Origin of the sequence: Pseudomonas sp. MWU349 (assembly GCF_017947325.1) — a bacterium.
Taxonomy (GTDB): Bacteria; Pseudomonadota; Gammaproteobacteria; order Pseudomonadales; family Pseudomonadaceae; genus Aquipseudomonas; species Aquipseudomonas protegens.
In genome coordinates this window covers 107,489-123,550 of record NZ_JAFEVP010000008.1, presented here as the reverse complement: position 1 = coordinate 123,550, position 16,062 = coordinate 107,489, and the positions used below count along the sequence as shown (strand labels likewise).

General features: G+C 62.8%; 17 protein-coding genes. All 17 read right to left on the bottom strand.

Features of this window, described 5'->3' with window-relative positions; genetic code table 11:
- Nucleotides 1–115: 115 nt before the first annotated feature.
- The 17 genes from flhF to fliH all read right to left on the bottom strand — a co-directional run bounded on the left by flhF (nucleotide 116) and on the right by fliH (nucleotide 16,054).
- On the bottom strand, nucleotides 116–1,438 hold the full coding sequence (gene flhF, locus KCG88_RS27960) for a flagellar biosynthesis protein FlhF (protein ID WP_047284562.1): 1,323 nt from the start codon (nucleotides 1,436–1,438) through the stop codon (nucleotides 116–118).
- 11 nt (nucleotides 1,439–1,449) lie between these two features.
- A complete protein-coding gene (flhA, locus tag KCG88_RS27955) occupies nucleotides 1,450–3,579 on the bottom strand; it encodes a flagellar biosynthesis protein FlhA (protein ID WP_047284559.1) in 2,130 nt (709 codons plus the stop codon).
- A gap of 216 nt (nucleotides 3,580–3,795) precedes the next feature.
- Entirely contained in the window at nucleotides 3,796–4,971 is a 1,176-nt protein-coding gene (gene flhB / locus KCG88_RS27950) for a flagellar biosynthesis protein FlhB (protein ID WP_065363383.1), read from the bottom strand.
- A 3-nt stretch (nucleotides 4,972–4,974) separates the two neighbouring features.
- The gene (fliR, locus tag KCG88_RS27945; protein ID WP_011059989.1) at nucleotides 4,975–5,757 is read right to left on the bottom strand and encodes a flagellar biosynthetic protein FliR; all 783 of its coding nucleotides are present in this window, start codon (nucleotides 5,755–5,757) and stop codon (nucleotides 4,975–4,977) included.
- Between the two features lie 4 nt (nucleotides 5,758–5,761).
- A complete protein-coding gene (gene fliQ, locus KCG88_RS27940) occupies nucleotides 5,762–6,031 on the bottom strand; it encodes a flagellar biosynthesis protein FliQ (protein WP_011059988.1) in 270 nt (89 codons plus the stop codon).
- 24 nt (nucleotides 6,032–6,055) lie between these two features.
- The gene (gene fliP / locus KCG88_RS27935) at nucleotides 6,056–6,805 is read right to left on the bottom strand and encodes a flagellar type III secretion system pore protein FliP (RefSeq protein ID WP_011059987.1); all 750 of its coding nucleotides are present in this window, start codon (nucleotides 6,803–6,805) and stop codon (nucleotides 6,056–6,058) included.
- Entirely contained in the window at nucleotides 6,805–7,248 is a 444-nt protein-coding gene (fliO, locus tag KCG88_RS27930) for a flagellar biosynthetic protein FliO (RefSeq protein ID WP_011059986.1), read from the bottom strand. Before fliO ends, fliP begins: the two co-directional genes overlap by 1 nt.
- Nucleotides 7,249–7,710 carry a flagellar motor switch protein FliN gene (fliN, locus tag KCG88_RS27925; protein WP_042940599.1) on the bottom strand — a complete coding sequence of 154 codons (462 nt, stop codon included), beginning with the start codon at nucleotides 7,708–7,710 and terminating at the stop codon, nucleotides 7,249–7,251.
- 55 nt (nucleotides 7,711–7,765) lie between these two features.
- The gene (gene fliM / locus KCG88_RS27920; protein WP_011059984.1) at nucleotides 7,766–8,734 is read right to left on the bottom strand and encodes a flagellar motor switch protein FliM; all 969 of its coding nucleotides are present in this window, start codon (nucleotides 8,732–8,734) and stop codon (nucleotides 7,766–7,768) included.
- A gap of 9 nt (nucleotides 8,735–8,743) precedes the next feature.
- A complete protein-coding gene (gene fliL / locus KCG88_RS27915) occupies nucleotides 8,744–9,244 on the bottom strand; it encodes a flagellar basal body-associated protein FliL (RefSeq protein ID WP_047336048.1) in 501 nt (166 codons plus the stop codon).
- 190 nt (nucleotides 9,245–9,434) lie between these two features.
- Nucleotides 9,435–10,829, bottom strand: coding sequence for a flagellar hook-length control protein FliK (locus KCG88_RS27910; protein WP_210713580.1), 1,395 nt, complete (start codon nucleotides 10,827–10,829; stop codon nucleotides 9,435–9,437).
- Nucleotides 10,830–10,927: 98 nt separating this feature from the next.
- Nucleotides 10,928–11,272, bottom strand: coding sequence for an Hpt domain-containing protein (locus KCG88_RS27905; RefSeq protein ID WP_210713579.1), 345 nt, complete (start codon nucleotides 11,270–11,272; stop codon nucleotides 10,928–10,930).
- Between the two features lie 30 nt (nucleotides 11,273–11,302).
- Nucleotides 11,303–13,006 (bottom strand): fused response regulator/phosphatase, encoded by a 1,704-nt coding sequence (locus KCG88_RS27900; RefSeq protein WP_047284547.1) that lies wholly within the window; start codon nucleotides 13,004–13,006, stop codon nucleotides 11,303–11,305.
- Nucleotides 13,007–13,011: 5 nt separating this feature from the next.
- Nucleotides 13,012–13,317 (bottom strand): STAS domain-containing protein, encoded by a 306-nt coding sequence (locus KCG88_RS27895; protein WP_011059979.1) that lies wholly within the window; start codon nucleotides 13,315–13,317, stop codon nucleotides 13,012–13,014.
- A gap of 87 nt (nucleotides 13,318–13,404) precedes the next feature.
- A complete protein-coding gene (fliJ, locus tag KCG88_RS27890) occupies nucleotides 13,405–13,854 on the bottom strand; it encodes a flagellar export protein FliJ (RefSeq protein WP_011059978.1) in 450 nt (149 codons plus the stop codon).
- 6 nt (nucleotides 13,855–13,860) lie between these two features.
- Nucleotides 13,861–15,219, bottom strand: coding sequence for a flagellar protein export ATPase FliI (gene fliI / locus KCG88_RS27885; protein ID WP_047284543.1), 1,359 nt, complete (start codon nucleotides 15,217–15,219; stop codon nucleotides 13,861–13,863).
- Entirely contained in the window at nucleotides 15,209–16,054 is an 846-nt protein-coding gene (fliH, locus tag KCG88_RS27880; protein ID WP_047284541.1) for a flagellar assembly protein FliH, read from the bottom strand. Before fliH ends, fliI begins: the two co-directional genes overlap by 11 nt.
- Nucleotides 16,055–16,062 lie beyond the last annotated feature (8 nt).

Below are 16,062 nucleotides of genomic sequence, written 5' to 3'. Positions count from 1 at the left end.
CTTTCTTTACCTTGTCTTACTTAGACGGGGCCACATAACTGGCTGCGCGTTCACCATTGGAACAATGCATGGCAGACCATCGATGTAGATACACTGCAATCTATTCATGATTACCTCAGCCAACCCGTTTGGACGGGCTGTGGTAAAGGTCAGCGAACATGTCGGCCATGGCTTCCTCGCTGGGTTCTTCCTGCATCTGTACGCTTACCGCGCGACTCACCAGCTGATGCCGGCGAGGCAGGTGCAGATCATCAGGAATCCGCGGACCATCGGTAAGATAGGCAACCGGCAGTTCATGACTGATGGCCAGGCTCAACACCTCGCCAAGACTGGCTGTTTCATCCAGTTTAGTCAGGATGCAACCGGCCAGGCCGCAGCGTTTGTAGCTGTGGTAGGCCGCGGTCAGCACCTGCTTCTGGCTGGTGGTGGCCAGTACCAGATAGTTCTTCGCACGAATGCCACGACCGGCCAGGCTCTCCAGTTGCATGCGCAACGCCGGATCGCTGGCCTGAAGGCCGGCAGTATCGATTAGCACCACGCGCTTGCGCAGCAGCGGATCCAGCGCCTGGGCCAGGGACTGGCCCGGGTCCACATGGGTCACCGAGACATTGAGGATGCGCCCCAGGGTCTTGAGCTGTTCCTGGGCGCCGATGCGGTAGCTGTCCATGCTCACCAGGGCAATGTTCTGCGCCCCGTACTTGAGCACGTAGCGCGCCGCCAGCTTGGCCAGGGTGGTGGTCTTGCCCATGCCGGCCGGACCGACCATGGCGATCACGCCGCCCTCTTCCAGAGGCTCGACTTCCGGGGTCTGGATCATCCGCGCCAGGTGCGCCAGCAACATGCGCCAGGCCTGACGAGGTTCGTTGATTTCGGTAATCAGTGCCAGCAGGTCGCGGGCCAGCGGGCCCGACAGACCGATGCGCTGCAGGCGACGCCAGAGGTTGGCCTGTTCCGGACGGCTGCCCTGCAACTGGCTCCAGGCCAGGGAGCCGAGCTGCACTTCCAGCAGCTCACGCAAGCCGTTGAGCTCGAAACGCATCGAGTCCAGCGCCCGCGTATCGGCTGCTGGCGCTGCAGGAGCCGGCGCCGGGCGCGGACGCTCGGTCAGGGTCGGCTCGATCAGGGGTTCGGCCGCGGTCAACGGCAGCCCGGCGAACAGCTGGCGATTGGTGATCGAGGCACTGTCGCCCTCGCCCCGCAGGCTCAGTTCGGCCTGGGCGGTGACAATCCGCGACTGGGTCTTGCGCAGCTCGTCCTCGAGTTCCATGTTCGGAACCCGTGGCGACAAGGCCGACAACTTGTAATCCAGCGCAGCCGTCAGCTCGACACCCCCGGCGATCCGCCGGTTGCCGATGATGGCGGCTTCAGCGCCCAACTCATCACGAACCAGTTTCATGGCCTGACGCATATCGGCGGCGAAAAAACGCTTAACTTGCATAACCCACTACCTCAGCCGTTGGGCCCTACTGTCGCAACGATGGTCACTTGCTTGTTGTCCGGAATTTCCTGGTACGCCAGCACATGCAAACCCGGGACGGCGAGACGGCCGAACCGCGAGAGCATGGCGCGGACCGGACCCGCTACCAACAGAATCACCGGTTGACCTTGCATCTCTTGACGCTGCGCCGCATCGATCAGCGAACGCTGCAGCTTCTCTGCCATGCTTGGCTCCAGCAGAACGCCTTCTTCCTGGCCTTGTCCTGCCTTCTGCAGACTGCTGAGCAAAATTTGTTCCAACCTTGGCTCCAAGGTGATCACAGGCAGCTCAGACTCAGTACCTACAATGCTTTGGACGATGGCACGAGACAATCCGACGCGTACCGCGGCAACCAAAGCGGCAGTATCTTGACTCTTGGCGGCATTGTTGGCGATGGCTTCGGCAATGCTGCGGATGTCGCGTACCGGCACCTGTTCGGCCAGCAGCGCTTGCAGGACCTTGAGCAGCTGCGACAGCGACAGCACGCCCGGCACCAATTCCTCGGCCAGTTTCGGCGAACTCTTGGACAACACTTGCAGCAACTGCTGGACCTCTTCGTGGCCGATCAGTTCGCTGGAGTGCTTATACAGAATCTGGTTCAAGTGGGTGGCGACCACGGTACTGGCGTCCACCACGGTGTAGCCCAGGGACTGCGCCTGCGGCCGCTGGCTGATTTCGATCCACACCGCTTCCAGACCAAAGGCCGGATCCCGAGCGGAGATGCCGTTGAGCGTGCCATAGACCTGCCCCGGGTTGATCGCCAACTCGCGATCCGGATAGATCTCCGCTTCGGCCAGGATTACCCCCATCAGGGTCAGGCGGTAGGCGCTCGGCGCCAGGTCCAGGTTGTCGCGGATATGCACCGTGGGCATGAGAAAGCCCAGGTCCTGGGAGAGCTTCTTGCGCACCCCCTTGATCCGCGCCAGCAATTGCCCGCCCTGGTTGCGATCCACCAGGGGAATCAGGCGGTAACCGACTTCCAGGCCGATCATGTCGATCGGCGTCACGTCGTCCCAACCCAACTCCTTGGTTTCCAGGGCACGGGCCGGGGAAGGCAGCAGGTCCTGTTGACGCTGGACCTCTTCCAGCGCCTTGACCTTGACCTGGTTCTGTTTTTTCCAGACCAGGTAAGCCGCGCCACCGGCCACGGCCGCCAGGCTGAGAAAGGAGAAGTGCGGCATGCCCGGCACCAGCCCCATCACCGCCATCAGGCCGGCTGCCACCGCCAGCGCCTTGGGCGAGGCGAACATCTGCCGGTTGATCTGCTTGCCCATCTCCTCGGAACCCGAAGCCCGGGTCACCATGATCGCCGCCGCCGTGGACAGCAACAGTGACGGCAATTGCGCCACCAAACCGTCACCGATGGTCAGCAAAGCGTATACCCGGCCCGCATCGCCAAAGCTCATGTTGTGCTGGAAGATACCGACGGCCATGCCGCCGATCAGGTTGATGAACAGAATCAGCAAACCGGCGATGGCGTCACCGCGCACGAATTTGCTGGCACCGTCCATGGAACCGTAGAACTCGGCCTCCTGGGCCACTTCGAGACGGCGCAGCTTGGCCTGGTTCTGGTCGATCAGGCCGGCGTTCAAGTCAGCATCGATGGCCATCTGCTTGCCGGGCATGGCGTCCAGGGTGAAGCGCGCGCTCACCTCGGAAATACGGCCGGCACCCTTGGTCACCACCACGAAGTTGATGATCATGAGGATCGCAAAGACCACGATACCGACCACGTAGTTGCCGCCGATCACCACCTCACCGAAGGCCTGGATCACCTTACCGGCAGCGGCGTGGCCCTCCTGGCCATGGAGCATCACCACCCGGGTCGAGGCCACGTTGAGCGCCAGGCGCAGCAACGTGGCCACCAGCAGAATGGTGGGGAATACGGCAAAGTCCAGCGGCCGCAGGGCGTACACGCACACCAGCAGAACCACGATCGACAAAGCGATGTTGAACGTGAAGAACACGTCCAGCAGGAACGCCGGGACCGGCAACATCATCATGGCCAGCATGACCAACAGCAGCACCGGCACACCCAGATTGCCTCGACCGAGGTCAGCCAGGTTGCTGCGAGCCGTGTTGATTAACTGAGAGCGATCCACCGATTTACCCCGTTCCGTAAAGCAAACTTTTGACGCCTGAAGCGGCACGGGGCTGCTACTGCAAGAAACCTTCCAACTTTGCCCCGGAGCCGGAAGCAGAGGGCCGCGTGCCCTATCAGCCGCACCGGCCAGCCCGGTCATGCACAAGCAAGGAAAATAATGGCAATAAGCCACTTTTCTGACGAGGTGTGTTTTTTAGAGACGCTATGGCCAGGCTTATACCGGCGTAACGGGCCCGGGTGGGGCCTGCTTGCCAGAAGTATCGCGCTGCAGATCCGGCGGAATCGGCAGGTCCTTGAGCGGATCGGGGCGCTTGCCCTTGCCCGCGCGGTGCTGGCGGATCTGATAGACGTAGGCCAGTACCTGGGCCACCGCCAGGTAAAGCCCGGCAGGAATCTCTTCCTCAAGCTCGGTGGAATAGAAGATCGAACGCGCCAGGGCCGGCGACTCCAGCAGCATCACTTCGTGGGCCACGGCGATCTCGCGAATCTGCAAGGCCAGGAAATCACTGCCCTTGGCCAGCAGCACCGGCGCCCCGCCCTTCTCGGCATCGTATTTGAGCGCCACGGCGTAGTGGGTCGGGTTGGTGATGACCACATCGGCCTCCGGGATCGCCGCCATCATCCGCCGCTGGGACATCTCGCGCTGCAACTGGCGAATCCGCTGCTTGACCTCGGGCCGCCCTTCCTGGTCCTTGTGCTCGTCGCGCACTTCCTGCTTGGTCATCAGCAACTTCTTGTGGGCCTGGTACAGCTGCACCGGCACATCCACTGCGGCAATCAGGATCAGCCCGCAGGCCATCCACAAGGTGCTCCAACCCACCACCTGGATGCTGTGGATGATCGCCTTCTCCAGGGGCTCATGGGCGATACGCAAGAGGTCGTCGATATCTGCCGAGAGCACCGAGAGCGCTACGAACAGCACCAGGGCAAACTTGGCCAGGGCCTTGAGCAGCTCGATCAGCGCCGTGGGGGAAAACATCCGCTTGAGGCCGTTGGCCGGGTTCATCCGACTGAACTTGGGCGCCAGGCTCTTGCCGGCGAACAACCATCCGCCCAGGGAAATGGGGCCGATGACCGCCGCCAGCAGCAGGGTCAGCAGTACCGGCTGCACTGCCAGGATGGCGATCTTGCCCGAATGCAGCAGGTACAGGCCCATGGCCCCGGGGCTGAGCAGCACTTCACGGGGCAGGGAGAAGTTCAGGCGCATGATTTCCAGCAGGTCCAGGGCCAGGCCACCACCATAGACCAGCAGGCCACCCGCCCCCGCCAGCATGATGGCCAGGGTATTGAGCTCCTTGGAGCGGGCAATCTCGCCCTTTTCCCGGGAGTCCTTTTTACGTTTCTCCGTGGGCTCTTCTGTCTTGTCCTGACCGCTCTCGCTCTCTGCCATGGCTCAGCGTGCCCTCGCCAGTTCGCGCAAGAACTGCAGGGCCTCGGAGGCCAGCGGTTGATACTGATTGAGAATGTCAGCCAGGCTGATCCAGACGATGCCCATGCCCAGCACCAGGGTCAGGGGGAAGCCGATGGAGAAGATGTTCAATTGCGGCGCCGCGCGAGTCATGACGCCAAAGGCGATGTTCACCACCAGCAGCGCGGTGATCGCCGGCAATACCAGCAGCAGCGCCGCCCCCAGCACCCAACCGAGCTTGCCCGCCAGCTCCCAGTAGTGGTTGACCATCAGCCCGCCACCCACCGGCAGGGTGGTAAAGCTCTCGGTAAGCACCTCGAACACCACCAGGTGGCCGTTCATGGCCAGGAACAACAGGGTCACCAGCATGGTGAAGAACTGGCCGATCACCGCCACCGACACACCGTTGGTGGGGTCGACCATGGAAGCGAAACCCATGCCCATCTGGATCGCCACGATCTGTCCGGCAACCACGAAGGCCTGGAAGAACAACTGCAGGGAAAACCCCAGTACCGCGCCGATCAGGATCTGTTCGGCGACCAGCAACAGGCCACTGAGATCCAGGGCGTGCACTTCGGGCATGGGCGGCAGCCCCGGCGCTATCACCACGGTGATTGCCAGGGCAAAGTACAAACGCACCCGCCGCGGCACCAGGGTGGTCCCGAAGACCGGCATCACCATCAGCAGCGAGGTGACCCGGAACAAAGGCAACATGAAGCTCGCCACCCAGGTACTGATCTGGGTGTCGGTCAACGCCAGCAGGGACATGGGCTCAGCCGATCAACTGCGGAATACTGCCGTACAACTGACGGATGTATTCCATGAAGGTTTGCACCAGCCAGGGCCCGGCGACAATCAGGGTCACCAGCATCACCAGCAGGCGCGGCAGGAAGCTCAGGGTCTGTTCGTTGATCTGGGTGGCGGCCTGGAACATGGCCACCATCAGGCCCACCAACAGGCTGGGCACCACCAGCACCGCCACCATCATGGTGGTCAGCCAGAGCGCTTCGCGAAACAGGTCTACCGCGACTTCCGGAGTCATTGTCGATCACCCGCAAACAAGGTTTTAAACACCACCGAAACTGCCCGCCAGGGTACCGATGATCAACGCCCAGCCGTCCACGAGGACGAACAGCATGATCTTGAACGGCAGGGAAATGATCAGGGGCGAGAGCATCATCATGCCCATGGCCATCAGCACACTGGCCACCACCAGGTCGATGATCAGGAACGGAATGAAGATCATGAAGCCGATCTGGAACGCCGTCTTGAGCTCGGAGGTGACGAAGGCCGGGACCAGGATGGTCAGCGGCGCCTGGTCAGGGCTGGCGATGTCGGTGCGCTTGGACAGGCGCATGAACAGCTCCAGGTCGCTGCTGCGGGTCTGCGCCAGCATGAAGTCCTTGATCGGCACCTGAGCCTTGGCCACGGCGTCCTGGGCGGTGAGTTTTTCCGCCAGGTAAGGCTGCAAGGCGTCCTGGTTCACCCGGTCGAACACCGGCGCCATGATGAACATGGTGAGAAACAGCGCCATGCCGGTGAGGATCTGGTTCGACGGGGTCTGCTGCAGGCCCAGGGCCTGACGCAGGATCGAGAAGACGATGATGATCCGGGTGAAGCTGGTCATCAGCATGACGAACGCCGGGATGAAGCTCAGCGCCGTCATGATCAGCAGGATCTGCAGGCTGACCGAATACTCCTGCTGGCCGCTGGCATTGGTGCCAAGGGTGATCGCCGGGATCGACAACGGGTCTGCCGCCAACGCCAGCGGCGCCGCCAGCATCAGTGCCAACGTCAAGATGATGCGCAACGGCATTACTTCTTATCCTTCTGATCCTTGCCCAACAGCTCCATCAGGCGCTGGGCGAACTCGGGCGTCGCCTGCTCGGCACTGGGCACCTGCACCGGCTCTTTGAGTACATGCAACGGGGTGATGGTGCCCGGGGTCAGGCCCAGCAGGATCTGCTCGTTGCCAACCTGCACCAGCACCAGGCGATCGCGCGGGCCCAGCGCCCGGGAGCCGATCAGTTCGATCACCTGCCCCTTGCCGGCTGGACCGGCCTGCTGCACCCGGCGCAACAGCCAGGCCAGGAAGAAGATCACGCCGATCACCAGCAACAGGCCCAGTACCAGCTGGGTCAACTGGCCGCTGACACTGCCGGTCACGGGCGCGGCCGCAGCCACCGCAGCGGTGGCCGCCGGTTCCGCGGCCAGGGCGCTCAGGGGCAGCGCGAATGCAATGCCAAGCAGCTTGTTCACTTAGCGCAGCTTCTTGATGCGTTCGCTGGGGCTGATCACGTCAGTCAGGCGAATGCCGAACTTTTCGTTGACCACAACCACCTCGCCATGGGCGATCAGGGTGCCGTTGACCAGCACGTCCAGCGGCTCGCCGGCCAGGCGATCGAGCTCGATCACCGAGCCCTGGTTGAGCTGCAGCAGGTTGCGAATGTTGATATCGGTGCTGCCCACTTCCATGGAGATCGAGACCGGGATATCCAGAATCACGTCCAGGTTAGGGCCGTCCAGGGTGACCGGTTCATGGCTCTTCGGCACGCTGCCGAACTCTTCCATTTGCAAGCGCCCGGAACTTGACGCGGCGCCGGCGTCCGCCGCCAGCAGGGCATCGATATCCGCTTGACCGGCATCACCGGTTTCTTCCAGCGCAGCAGCCCACTCGTCGGCCAGCGCCTGGTCGTCCTGGGAGTTAATTTCGTCAGCCATCATGGGTCCTCGACGGGCAAAAATTCATTGAACAGCAAACAGGTTGGAGCGCCGCTCAACGGCGCTCGATCGGCTCGATCACTTGCAGCGCCAGGTTGCCCTTGTGGGAACCCAGCTTGACCTTGAACGACGGCACGCCATTGGCGCGCATGATCATGTCTTCGGGCAGCTCCACCGGGATCACATCGCCAGGCTGCATGTGCAGGATGTCCCGCAGGCGCAACTGACGACGGGCGACAGTGGCGCTCAGCGGCACGGCCACATCCAGCACGTCCTCGCGCAGAGCCTTGCTCCAGCGTTCGTCCTGGTCGTCCAGGTCGGACTGGAAGCCGGCGTCGAGCATTTCGCGGATCGGCTCGATCATCGAATACGGCATGGTCACGTGCAGGTCGCCGCCACCGCCATCGAGTTCGATGTGGAACGTCGACACCACAATGGCTTCGCTGGGACCGACGATGTTGGCCATCGCCGGGTTCACTTCCGAGTTTATGTACTCGAAGTTGACCGGCATGATCGCCTGCCATGCCTCCTTGAGATCGACGAAGGCCTGCTCCAGCACCATGCGCACCACCCGCAGTTCGGTCGGGGTGAATTCACGCCCTTCGATCTTCGCGTGGCGGCCATCGCCGCCGAAGAAGTTGTCCACCAGCTTGAATACCAGCTTGGCGTCAAGAATGAACAGCGCGGTACCGCGCAGCGGCTTGATCTTCACCAGGTTCAGACTGGTGGGTACGTACAGCGAGTGCACATACTCGCCGAACTTCATGACCTGCACGCCACCCACTGCCACGTCAGCCGAACGGCGCAGCATGTTGAACATGCTGATACGGGTATAGCGGGCGAAACGCTCGTTGATCATTTCCAGGGTCGGCATGCGTCCGCGGACGATGCGATCCTGGCTGGTCAGGTCGTAGCTTTTGACACTGCCGGGCTCGGCAGCGTGTTCGGTCTGTACCAGACCGTCGTCGACGCCATGCAACAGCGCATCGATCTCATCCTGGGACAGCAGGTCCTGCACGGCCATGTCGTGTTCCTACTGCAGTACGAAGTTAGTAAAGAGCAACTGCTCGACCACCACTTTGCCCACCTCTTTCTGCGCCACTTCCTGAACGCTGGCGGTGGCCTTCTGGCGGAGCATTTCCTGGCCGACCGGAGTGGCCAGGGCGTCGAAACTCTGCCCGGAGAAGAGCATGACCAGGTTGTTGCGGATCACCGGCATGTGCACTTTCAGCGCATCCAGGTCGGCCTGATTGCGCGCCAGCAGGGTAATGCTCACCTGCATGTAGCGCTGCCGGCCGTTCTGCGTGAAGTTGGCAACAAAGGCGGGGGCCATGGGCTCGTAGATCGCCGCAGGCTTGACGTTGCTGGCGGTCTCCGCAGCCGGGGCCGGCTTGCTCTGAGCACTGTGCATGAAGTACCAGGTGGCGCCGACCGACAGGCCGATGGCCAGCAACAACGCCAGGACAATCAAGAGGATAAGCTTGAGTTTGCTTTTCCCTGCGGTGGGTTTTTCTGCTGCTTCGCTCTTCGCCATGCCAATAATCCGTCACTAATCGGGGGTTCACAGTCGCACGGCTAGGCAAGAGCAAGTGTTATGCCAGATTTGTCAGAAAGGCAGGGATCAACAGCGAAGGGCAACGCTGCGAAGGGAAACCTGCGGTGCAAGCTGTTGCAGTGACACCGCGAGGATCAGTGCGGGGGCCGGTAGCGACCCCCGCCACAGGTCAGGCGTAGTAGTCGACGGCGCTGCTGCCGATCACGGTCTGTACCGGGGCCTGCACTTCCGCCACGGCTGGTGACAACTCATCATCGCCATTGTCCAGGCGCCCGCCGCTGGTGCTGGAACCGCTGCGGCGATTCTGCTCCTGCTGCGCCTGCTCCTGGCCCTGCCAGCCACGGGACTGATCGGAGACGTTGACGTCCACCTGCCCCAGGCCCTGCTGGTTGAACATGTCGCGCATGCGGTGCATCTGCCCTTCCAGGGCTTCGCGAACGCCAGCATGGGCACTCATGAAGGTGACCTGGGTCTGCTGGTCCGGAATCATGTGCACGCGAATGTCCAGGCGCCCCAACTCGGCCGGCTGCAACTGGATGTCTGCCGACTTGAGGTTGGTGCTGGACAGGTACATCACCCGGTTGACCACCTCTTCGGTCCAGCCATTCTGGTGCATGGCCAGCGGCTGGTTGACCGGCACCGCGTTGGCCGTCTTGGGCGTCGCGGCCTGGGTCAAGGCCGCCAGGCGATTGGCGAAATCATCCACGCGGGTATCACTGGAAGCCCCCTTGAGGTCCTTCAAGCCATCGGCGATCAGTCCGCTAAAGGCCTTTTCACCGCCCTGCTCGGTGCCGCTCTTGCCCGCCTGCTGCTCAAGCATGCCTGCCATGCCATTGGCGAAGTTCTGCACCGAGGCCAGCTGCCCTTCATTGCCGGCATTGCCTGGCGCGGCCTTCGGCTGGCTCTGGCTGGACGCCGACACATGGCCGCCCTGCTCCATGGCCAGGCGCACCGCAGGCAAGGCATCCAGAGGATCAGCCTCGGGGTCGAACTCAGGCTTGGCCGGCTCGACGGGCGGCGCCACCACTGCGGCAACAATGGCCGGCGCAGGGGCGACGGGAGCCGCCTCGACCTGAGGCGGCACCGGAGTCGCCGGTGCCGCCTCAGCCGGCACCACAGGCTGTGGCGGCGCGACCTGTACCAGGCTTGGATCCAGTACGGGGTCGCTGGGGGGCGGGGTGTCGGCTTGTGCGGTATCAGCCGGCTTGGCTGTGTCAGTGGAGGCTGTTTTGCTATCGCTGCTGGCCGGTTTGTCGGCAGGCAAGGATTTGCCGCTATCGGCAACGGCTGGCTGCGGCGCGGCAGAAGAGTCCTTGCTGAGCTCCTTCTTCGGGCTGTTGTCAGCCCCCTGGTCGCGCACTGGCTTGGGCGAGTTATCGGCAAAGCTTGGAGGCTTGGCCTGCGGCTGATTCTGGGATTCCTTGGCGTAGAGCTGCGCGAAGCTGGAAGCCTTGTCCCCAGGCTCGGCAATGCTTGCCAGGGGGCTGACAGGTGCCGCTTGAGTCTTGGACTTAGGGCTGGCCTGGGCAGTGGCCTGAAGAAGCGAATTAGGGGTAACAGCCATGGGACAGTCTCCGCTGCACGGGGATCATAGGTACAGTTGGAAGACTTGTTTGCAAAGGCCGGGCCAGCTTTATCAATCTGCAGATAAAAAGCTGTTTCTCAACAATGAAAGCGCTGCAGCTCCTGCTCACACAAACGCCGCACGATAGCGAACTCGCCGTCGATCTCACCCACCAATTGTCGAATGCCATCTGCGGCCGACTGCCCGGCCCGCAATTCCAGCTGATGGCAGAGTTCGGCCAGGCGAGTGGCGCCCATGTTGCTGCTGCTGCCCTTGAGGCTGTGGGCGGTGGCTACCAGCAAAATCGTATCCTCGGACTTATGCAGCAGCCGCACACGCTCCTCGGAATCGCAGACGAAGGTATCCAGAAGGACGGGATATTCATCCTCCATGACCTCTTGCAAAGCATTGAGCACGGCGTGGTCCAGATGAATCTCAGCCACTTGTTCACTCCTTGATCAACAACCGGGGAATTATGCCAGAGCCTCCCAAGAAAACTCCACGCAGACACTGCGCCCATCATCCGCCCACACGGCCTGCCGGCTCATCTGCCGGATCAGACTGACGCCACGCCCCGACAGACGCTCCATATCATTGGGCCGCGCCAGGACCGCAGCCACATCGAAGCCCTCGCCACTGTCCTCGACGCGCACCACCAGGCGCCCTCCCGCTTCCAGGGGCTGCACTTGCAGATGCACCCGGACAAAGCCCTCCTGCAATTGCGCAAGTCGGGTCGAGCGCTCACGGTAATAGCGGGTAAACCCCTCGGCATCGCGCTTGAGCCGCGAATCGAGCTTGAGCACGCCATGCTCCAGAGCATTGGAGTACAGCTCTGCCAAAACGCTGTACAGCGCCCCGCTCTGGGAGCGTAGGCCATGTACCTCAAGCAACAGCTGCAGCAGATAGGGCAAGGGGTTGAAACGCTTGAGGGTAGCAGCCCGAAACTCGAAACTCACCGACCAGTCCAGCGGGCAGGACTGGCCACTGTCGGAGTACACCAGAGGCGGCGCCAACTGGGGAAACTCCGGCAACCTCACCTCGACCATGCTCACATCATCTCGGGCACCGCCGCCAAAGCGCTCCAGGGCCTGCTGGATCTCATCGAACAGCTGCTCTTGCTCGCGATTGGCGGCAAACACCTGGTGCAATCGCTCGACGCCAAACAGCTGCTCCTCGGTGTTACAGGTATCGATCACCCCATCCGACAGCAGGAACACCCGGTCTCCCGGCGCCATGGAAAACACTTCGGTACTGTCCTCGAAGGCCTCGGCGCTCAGCACACCCAGAGGCAAGTGGCGAGCCACCAGCGGCGTGCGTGCGCCACTGGCGCGCCGATACAGATACCCTTCGGGCATGCCGCCGTTCCACACCTCCACCGCCCGCCGCTGGGAACTCAGGCACAGAAAGGTGGCACAGCAGAACATATCCACAGGCAGGATGCGCTTGAGCTTGGCATTCATCTCCCGCAGGGTTTCCGGCAGGCCGTAACCCTTGGCGGTCATGCCGTAGAACACCTCCGCCAGCGGCATGGCGCCTACCGCCGCAGGCAGCCCGTGGCCGGTGAAATCCCCCAGCAGTACGTGCATGTCTCCGGCCGGGGTGTAGGCCGCCAACAACAGGTCGCCGTTGAACAGGGCATAGGGCGATTGCAGGTAGCGGATATTCGGGGCATCCAGGCAGCCGGCATGGGCGACCTTGTCGAACACCGCCTTGGCCACCCGTTGCTCGTTGAGCAGGTAGTCGTGGTGGCGAGTGATCTGGTCACGCTGGTGCAGTATGGTCTCTTGCAGACGGCGCAGGCGGTCCATGGCGTTGATCTTGGCCCCCAGCACCACCGGGTTGTAAGGCTTGGCCAGAAAGTCGTCGCCACCCGCTTCCAGGCAGCGGGCCAGGGCCTCGCCGCCGCTCAAGGAGGTGAGAAAGATGATGGGCACCAGGGTCTCGCCGGCCAGGGCCTTGATCTGCCGGGCAGCCTCGAAACCGTCCATCACCGGCATCAATGCATCCATCAGCACGATGTGCGGGCGCTGTTGCTGGAACAGCTGCACCGCCTCGGCGCCGTTGCTTGCCGCCAGCACCTGATGCCCCTGGCGCCGGATGATGCTGGACAGCAGCATGCGGTCCGCTGCGCCATCTTCGGCGATCAGCACACACAGGGGCTCGAGCATCGACCGCATACCGGTCAACTGATGTCGAAAAGCTTGTCGAAGTTGGAGATGGCCAGAATCTTGCGCACATCCGAGTTGCTGTTGATTACCCGGACATCGGCGTTGTCGCCGCCGGCGTGGTCACGCAGCAACAGCAGCATGCCCAGGGCAGAACTGTCGAGATAGGTGGCTTCCTTGAGATCCACCACGATGGACTCCGGTGTCCGGTTGAGTCGCTCGTAGGATTCGCGAAACTCCTGGTGGCGCCCGAAATCGAAACGGCCTCTGATGGAGATCGTGAGTTTTTGCCCGTCCGGGGATATTTCTGTAACGACCGACATGTGACTGCTTCCTTGTCATTGACGACGTCTAAAAGGTTTAGCACCCACTCGCCGGGGGGACAACCCGCGCGGGGCAAATGAGCACTATCAGTATGGGCTCTGACGAGGCAAGCGCTGGGAAAGTTCATCCAGCAACTTCTGCTCACGCTTGTCCTCAAGCGCCCGCGCCTCGTCGATATAGCGCTGCACCAGCTTGCGCAGCCCCTCGACCCGGGCATAGGCCTGCTGCCAGGCCTCTCGGGCGCGATCGAGGTTGTTCTGGTGCCAGGCCAGGCTCTGGCGCTGCTGACCGACGGCGGTATCCAGCTGGCTGAGAAAATACTGGTAGTTCATCAGCCAGTGGCCACTGACCCCCAACTTGCCGCGCTCGACCCACTGTTCCTGGTAGTCGCCACGAAAACGCTCCAGGTCCCCCAGCTTGCTCTCGGCCACGCGCACCTGGCCGTGAAAGTACTCCAGGCGCTGGGCGGCCGTACGCTCGGCACTCTCCGCCATGTCCACCACCGGCGCCAAGCGCGCCGCACGGCTATCGGCCATGGCCGGTTACCCGCCCGCTGCCGGAGCGAAAAGCATTTCCAGGTGGGTCTGGCTATGGCCCAGGCTGATGTTGTCGTTGAGCCCCTGGCGCAGGTACGCAACCATGGCCGGATGCAGGGAAATGGCCGTATCGGTATCCCGGTCGCCGCCGGCCACATAGGCACCGACGCTGATCAGGTCCCGAGCCTGCTGGTAACGCGACCACAGCTGTTTGAAGTACTGCGCCCGCGCCATGTTGTCAGGGCTGATCACCGCCGGCATGACCCGACTGATGGAGGCCTCGATGTCGATGGCCGGGTAGTGCCCCTCTTCCGCCAGGCGCCTGGACAGCACGATATGCCCGTCGAGCACGCCCCGCGCCGAGTCGGCGATCGGGTCCTGCTGGTCATCGCCTTCGGACAATACCGTGTAGAAGGCAGTGATCGAACCGCCGCCGGCCTCGGCATTGCCGGCACGCTCCACCAGCTTGGGCAGCTTGGCGAACACCGAAGGCGGATAGCCCTTGGTGGCCGGCGGCTCGCCGATGGCCAGGGCGATTTCCCGCTGGGCCTGGGCAAAACGTGTCAGGGAATCCATCAGCAACAGGACGTTCTTGCCCTTGTCGCGAAAATATTCAGCGATCCGCGTGCAGTACATCGCAGCTCGCAGACGCATCAGCGGAGCATCGTCCGCTGGCGAGGCCACCACCACCGAACGCTTGAGGCCTTCTTCACCCAGGATGTGCTCGATGAACTCCTTGACCTCACGTCCCCGCTCGCCGATCAGCCCGACCACAATGATGTCGGCCTCGGTGAAGCGGGTCATCATGCCCAGCAGCACACTCTTGCCCACGCCGGTACCGGCGAACAGGCCGAGACGCTGACCGCGCCCTACCGTCAATAAACCGTTGATGCTGCGAATACCCACATCCAGCGGCTGGCTGATGGGGTCGCGCTTGAGGGGGTTGATGGTGGGGCCATCCATCGGCACCCAGTCTTCGGCACGCATCGCGCCCTTGCCATCCAGCGCCCTGCCGGCGCCGTCCAGCACACGCCCGAGCATGCTCATGCCCATGGGCAAACGGCCGGTGTCGGCCAGGGGCACCACCCGCGCGCCCGGAGCGATCCCGGCCACGCTGCCCACCGGCATCAGGAATACCTTGCTCCCGGAGAACCCCATGACCTCGGCTTCGACCTTGACCGGGTGGTAGCTGTCATCGTTGATCACCATGCACCGGGTGCCCATGGCCGCGCGCAAGCCTTCGGCTTCCAGTGTCAGGCCGACCATGCGCAGCAGGCGGCCCTCAAGGATCGGCTGGCCCGGCAGGCTGATGGCCTCGGCATAGCCCCCCAGGCGCTTGCCGAAGCTGGTGCGTTCAAGGCGCATGGCTAGGGTCCGCTGGCTCGTGCGCGGCGGCGTCAGGGTCAATAACGGGGTCGGCGATGTCGCTCTGCGGCGCCGACGGCGTCAACGGCCCCAGGTCCAGGCCAAGGTCCGCCGCAGCCGGATGCAGCGATTGTTCGTGCAACTGGTCGGACAGCTGGTCCATGGCCTGGGCGATCCGGGTTTCCATGCTGGCGTCGATACGGCTGTGTTCGGTCTCGACCCGGCAACCGCCGGGCAGCAGCGCTTCGTCCTCGACGATGCGCCAGCTTTCCTCATGGCGCTCGCGCAGACTTTTGACCTGCTCGAAATCCTGCGGATTGACGTACAGGCGCACATTACCGACGCCCAGGGGCAGCAGCTTGAGCGCTTCGCGCATGACATGTTCGATCTGCGTGGAGTCCATCGCCAGCTCGCGCTGGATCACCTGGCGGGTAATGTGCCGCACCAGCTCCACCAAGGTCTTTTCAATCTGGGTGTCCTGCTCGGCAATGGGCTCGAACAGGTTGGCCATCAGTTGCTCGAGAGCCTGCAACTTGGCGGTCAGTGCCACTTCGGCTTCCTGGCGCACCTTGAGGGTGGTGCTGTGAAAGCCCTCTTTCTCGCCGGTGGCGAACCCTTCGTTATAGGCTTCCTGGCGGATACTCTCGAGCTCTTCAAGGGTCAGCGGCTGGACTTCCTCCAGCGGCACCTCCTCGATCTCCTCCTGCACCTCTTCCGGCTCGGGTTCAGGCTCGGGCGGCTCGGGATCGAAACTGGGCAGCGCCCAGACGTCAAAACCCTCGACGTCCCGGGCGCGAATCAGCTCGCTTTGGGACTCATCACTGCTGGACGACATAAAGCGAC

Excerpts from the sequence above, each read along its gene's own strand:
- flhF (WP_047284562.1), bottom strand. The coding sequence starts at position 1,438 with ATGCAAGTTAAGCGTTTTTTCGCCGCCGATATGCGTCAGGCCATGAAA.
- flhB (WP_065363383.1), bottom strand. The coding sequence starts at position 4,971 with ATGGCAGAGAGCGAGAGCGGTCAGGACAAGACAGAAGAGCCCACGGAG.
- fliR (WP_011059989.1), bottom strand. The coding sequence starts at position 5,757 with ATGTCCCTGCTGGCGTTGACCGACACCCAGATCAGTACCTGGGTGGCG.
- fliQ (WP_011059988.1), bottom strand. The coding sequence starts at position 6,031 with ATGACTCCGGAAGTCGCGGTAGACCTGTTTCGCGAAGCGCTCTGGCTG.
- fliP (WP_011059987.1), bottom strand. The coding sequence starts at position 6,805 with ATGCCGTTGCGCATCATCTTGACGTTGGCACTGATGCTGGCGGCGCCG.
- fliN (WP_042940599.1), bottom strand. The coding sequence starts at position 7,710 with ATGGCTGACGAAATTAACTCCCAGGACGACCAGGCGCTGGCCGACGAG.
- fliM (WP_011059984.1), bottom strand. The coding sequence starts at position 8,734 with ATGGCCGTGCAGGACCTGCTGTCCCAGGATGAGATCGATGCGCTGTTG.
- fliL (WP_047336048.1), bottom strand. The coding sequence starts at position 9,244 with ATGGCGAAGAGCGAAGCAGCAGAAAAACCCACCGCAGGGAAAAGCAAA.
- KCG88_RS27910 (WP_210713580.1), bottom strand. The coding sequence starts at position 10,829 with ATGGCTGTTACCCCTAATTCGCTTCTTCAGGCCACTGCCCAGGCCAGC.
- KCG88_RS27900 (WP_047284547.1), bottom strand. The coding sequence starts at position 13,006 with ATGCGGTCGATGCTCGAGCCCCTGTGTGTGCTGATCGCCGAAGATGGC.
- KCG88_RS27895 (WP_011059979.1), bottom strand. The coding sequence starts at position 13,317 with ATGTCGGTCGTTACAGAAATATCCCCGGACGGGCAAAAACTCACGATC.
- fliJ (WP_011059978.1), bottom strand. The coding sequence starts at position 13,854 with ATGGCCGATAGCCGTGCGGCGCGCTTGGCGCCGGTGGTGGACATGGCG.
- fliI (WP_047284543.1), bottom strand. The coding sequence starts at position 15,219 with ATGCGCCTTGAACGCACCAGCTTCGGCAAGCGCCTGGGGGGCTATGCC.
- fliH (WP_047284541.1), bottom strand. The coding sequence starts at position 16,054 with ATGTCGTCCAGCAGTGATGAGTCCCAAAGCGAGCTGATTCGCGCCCGG.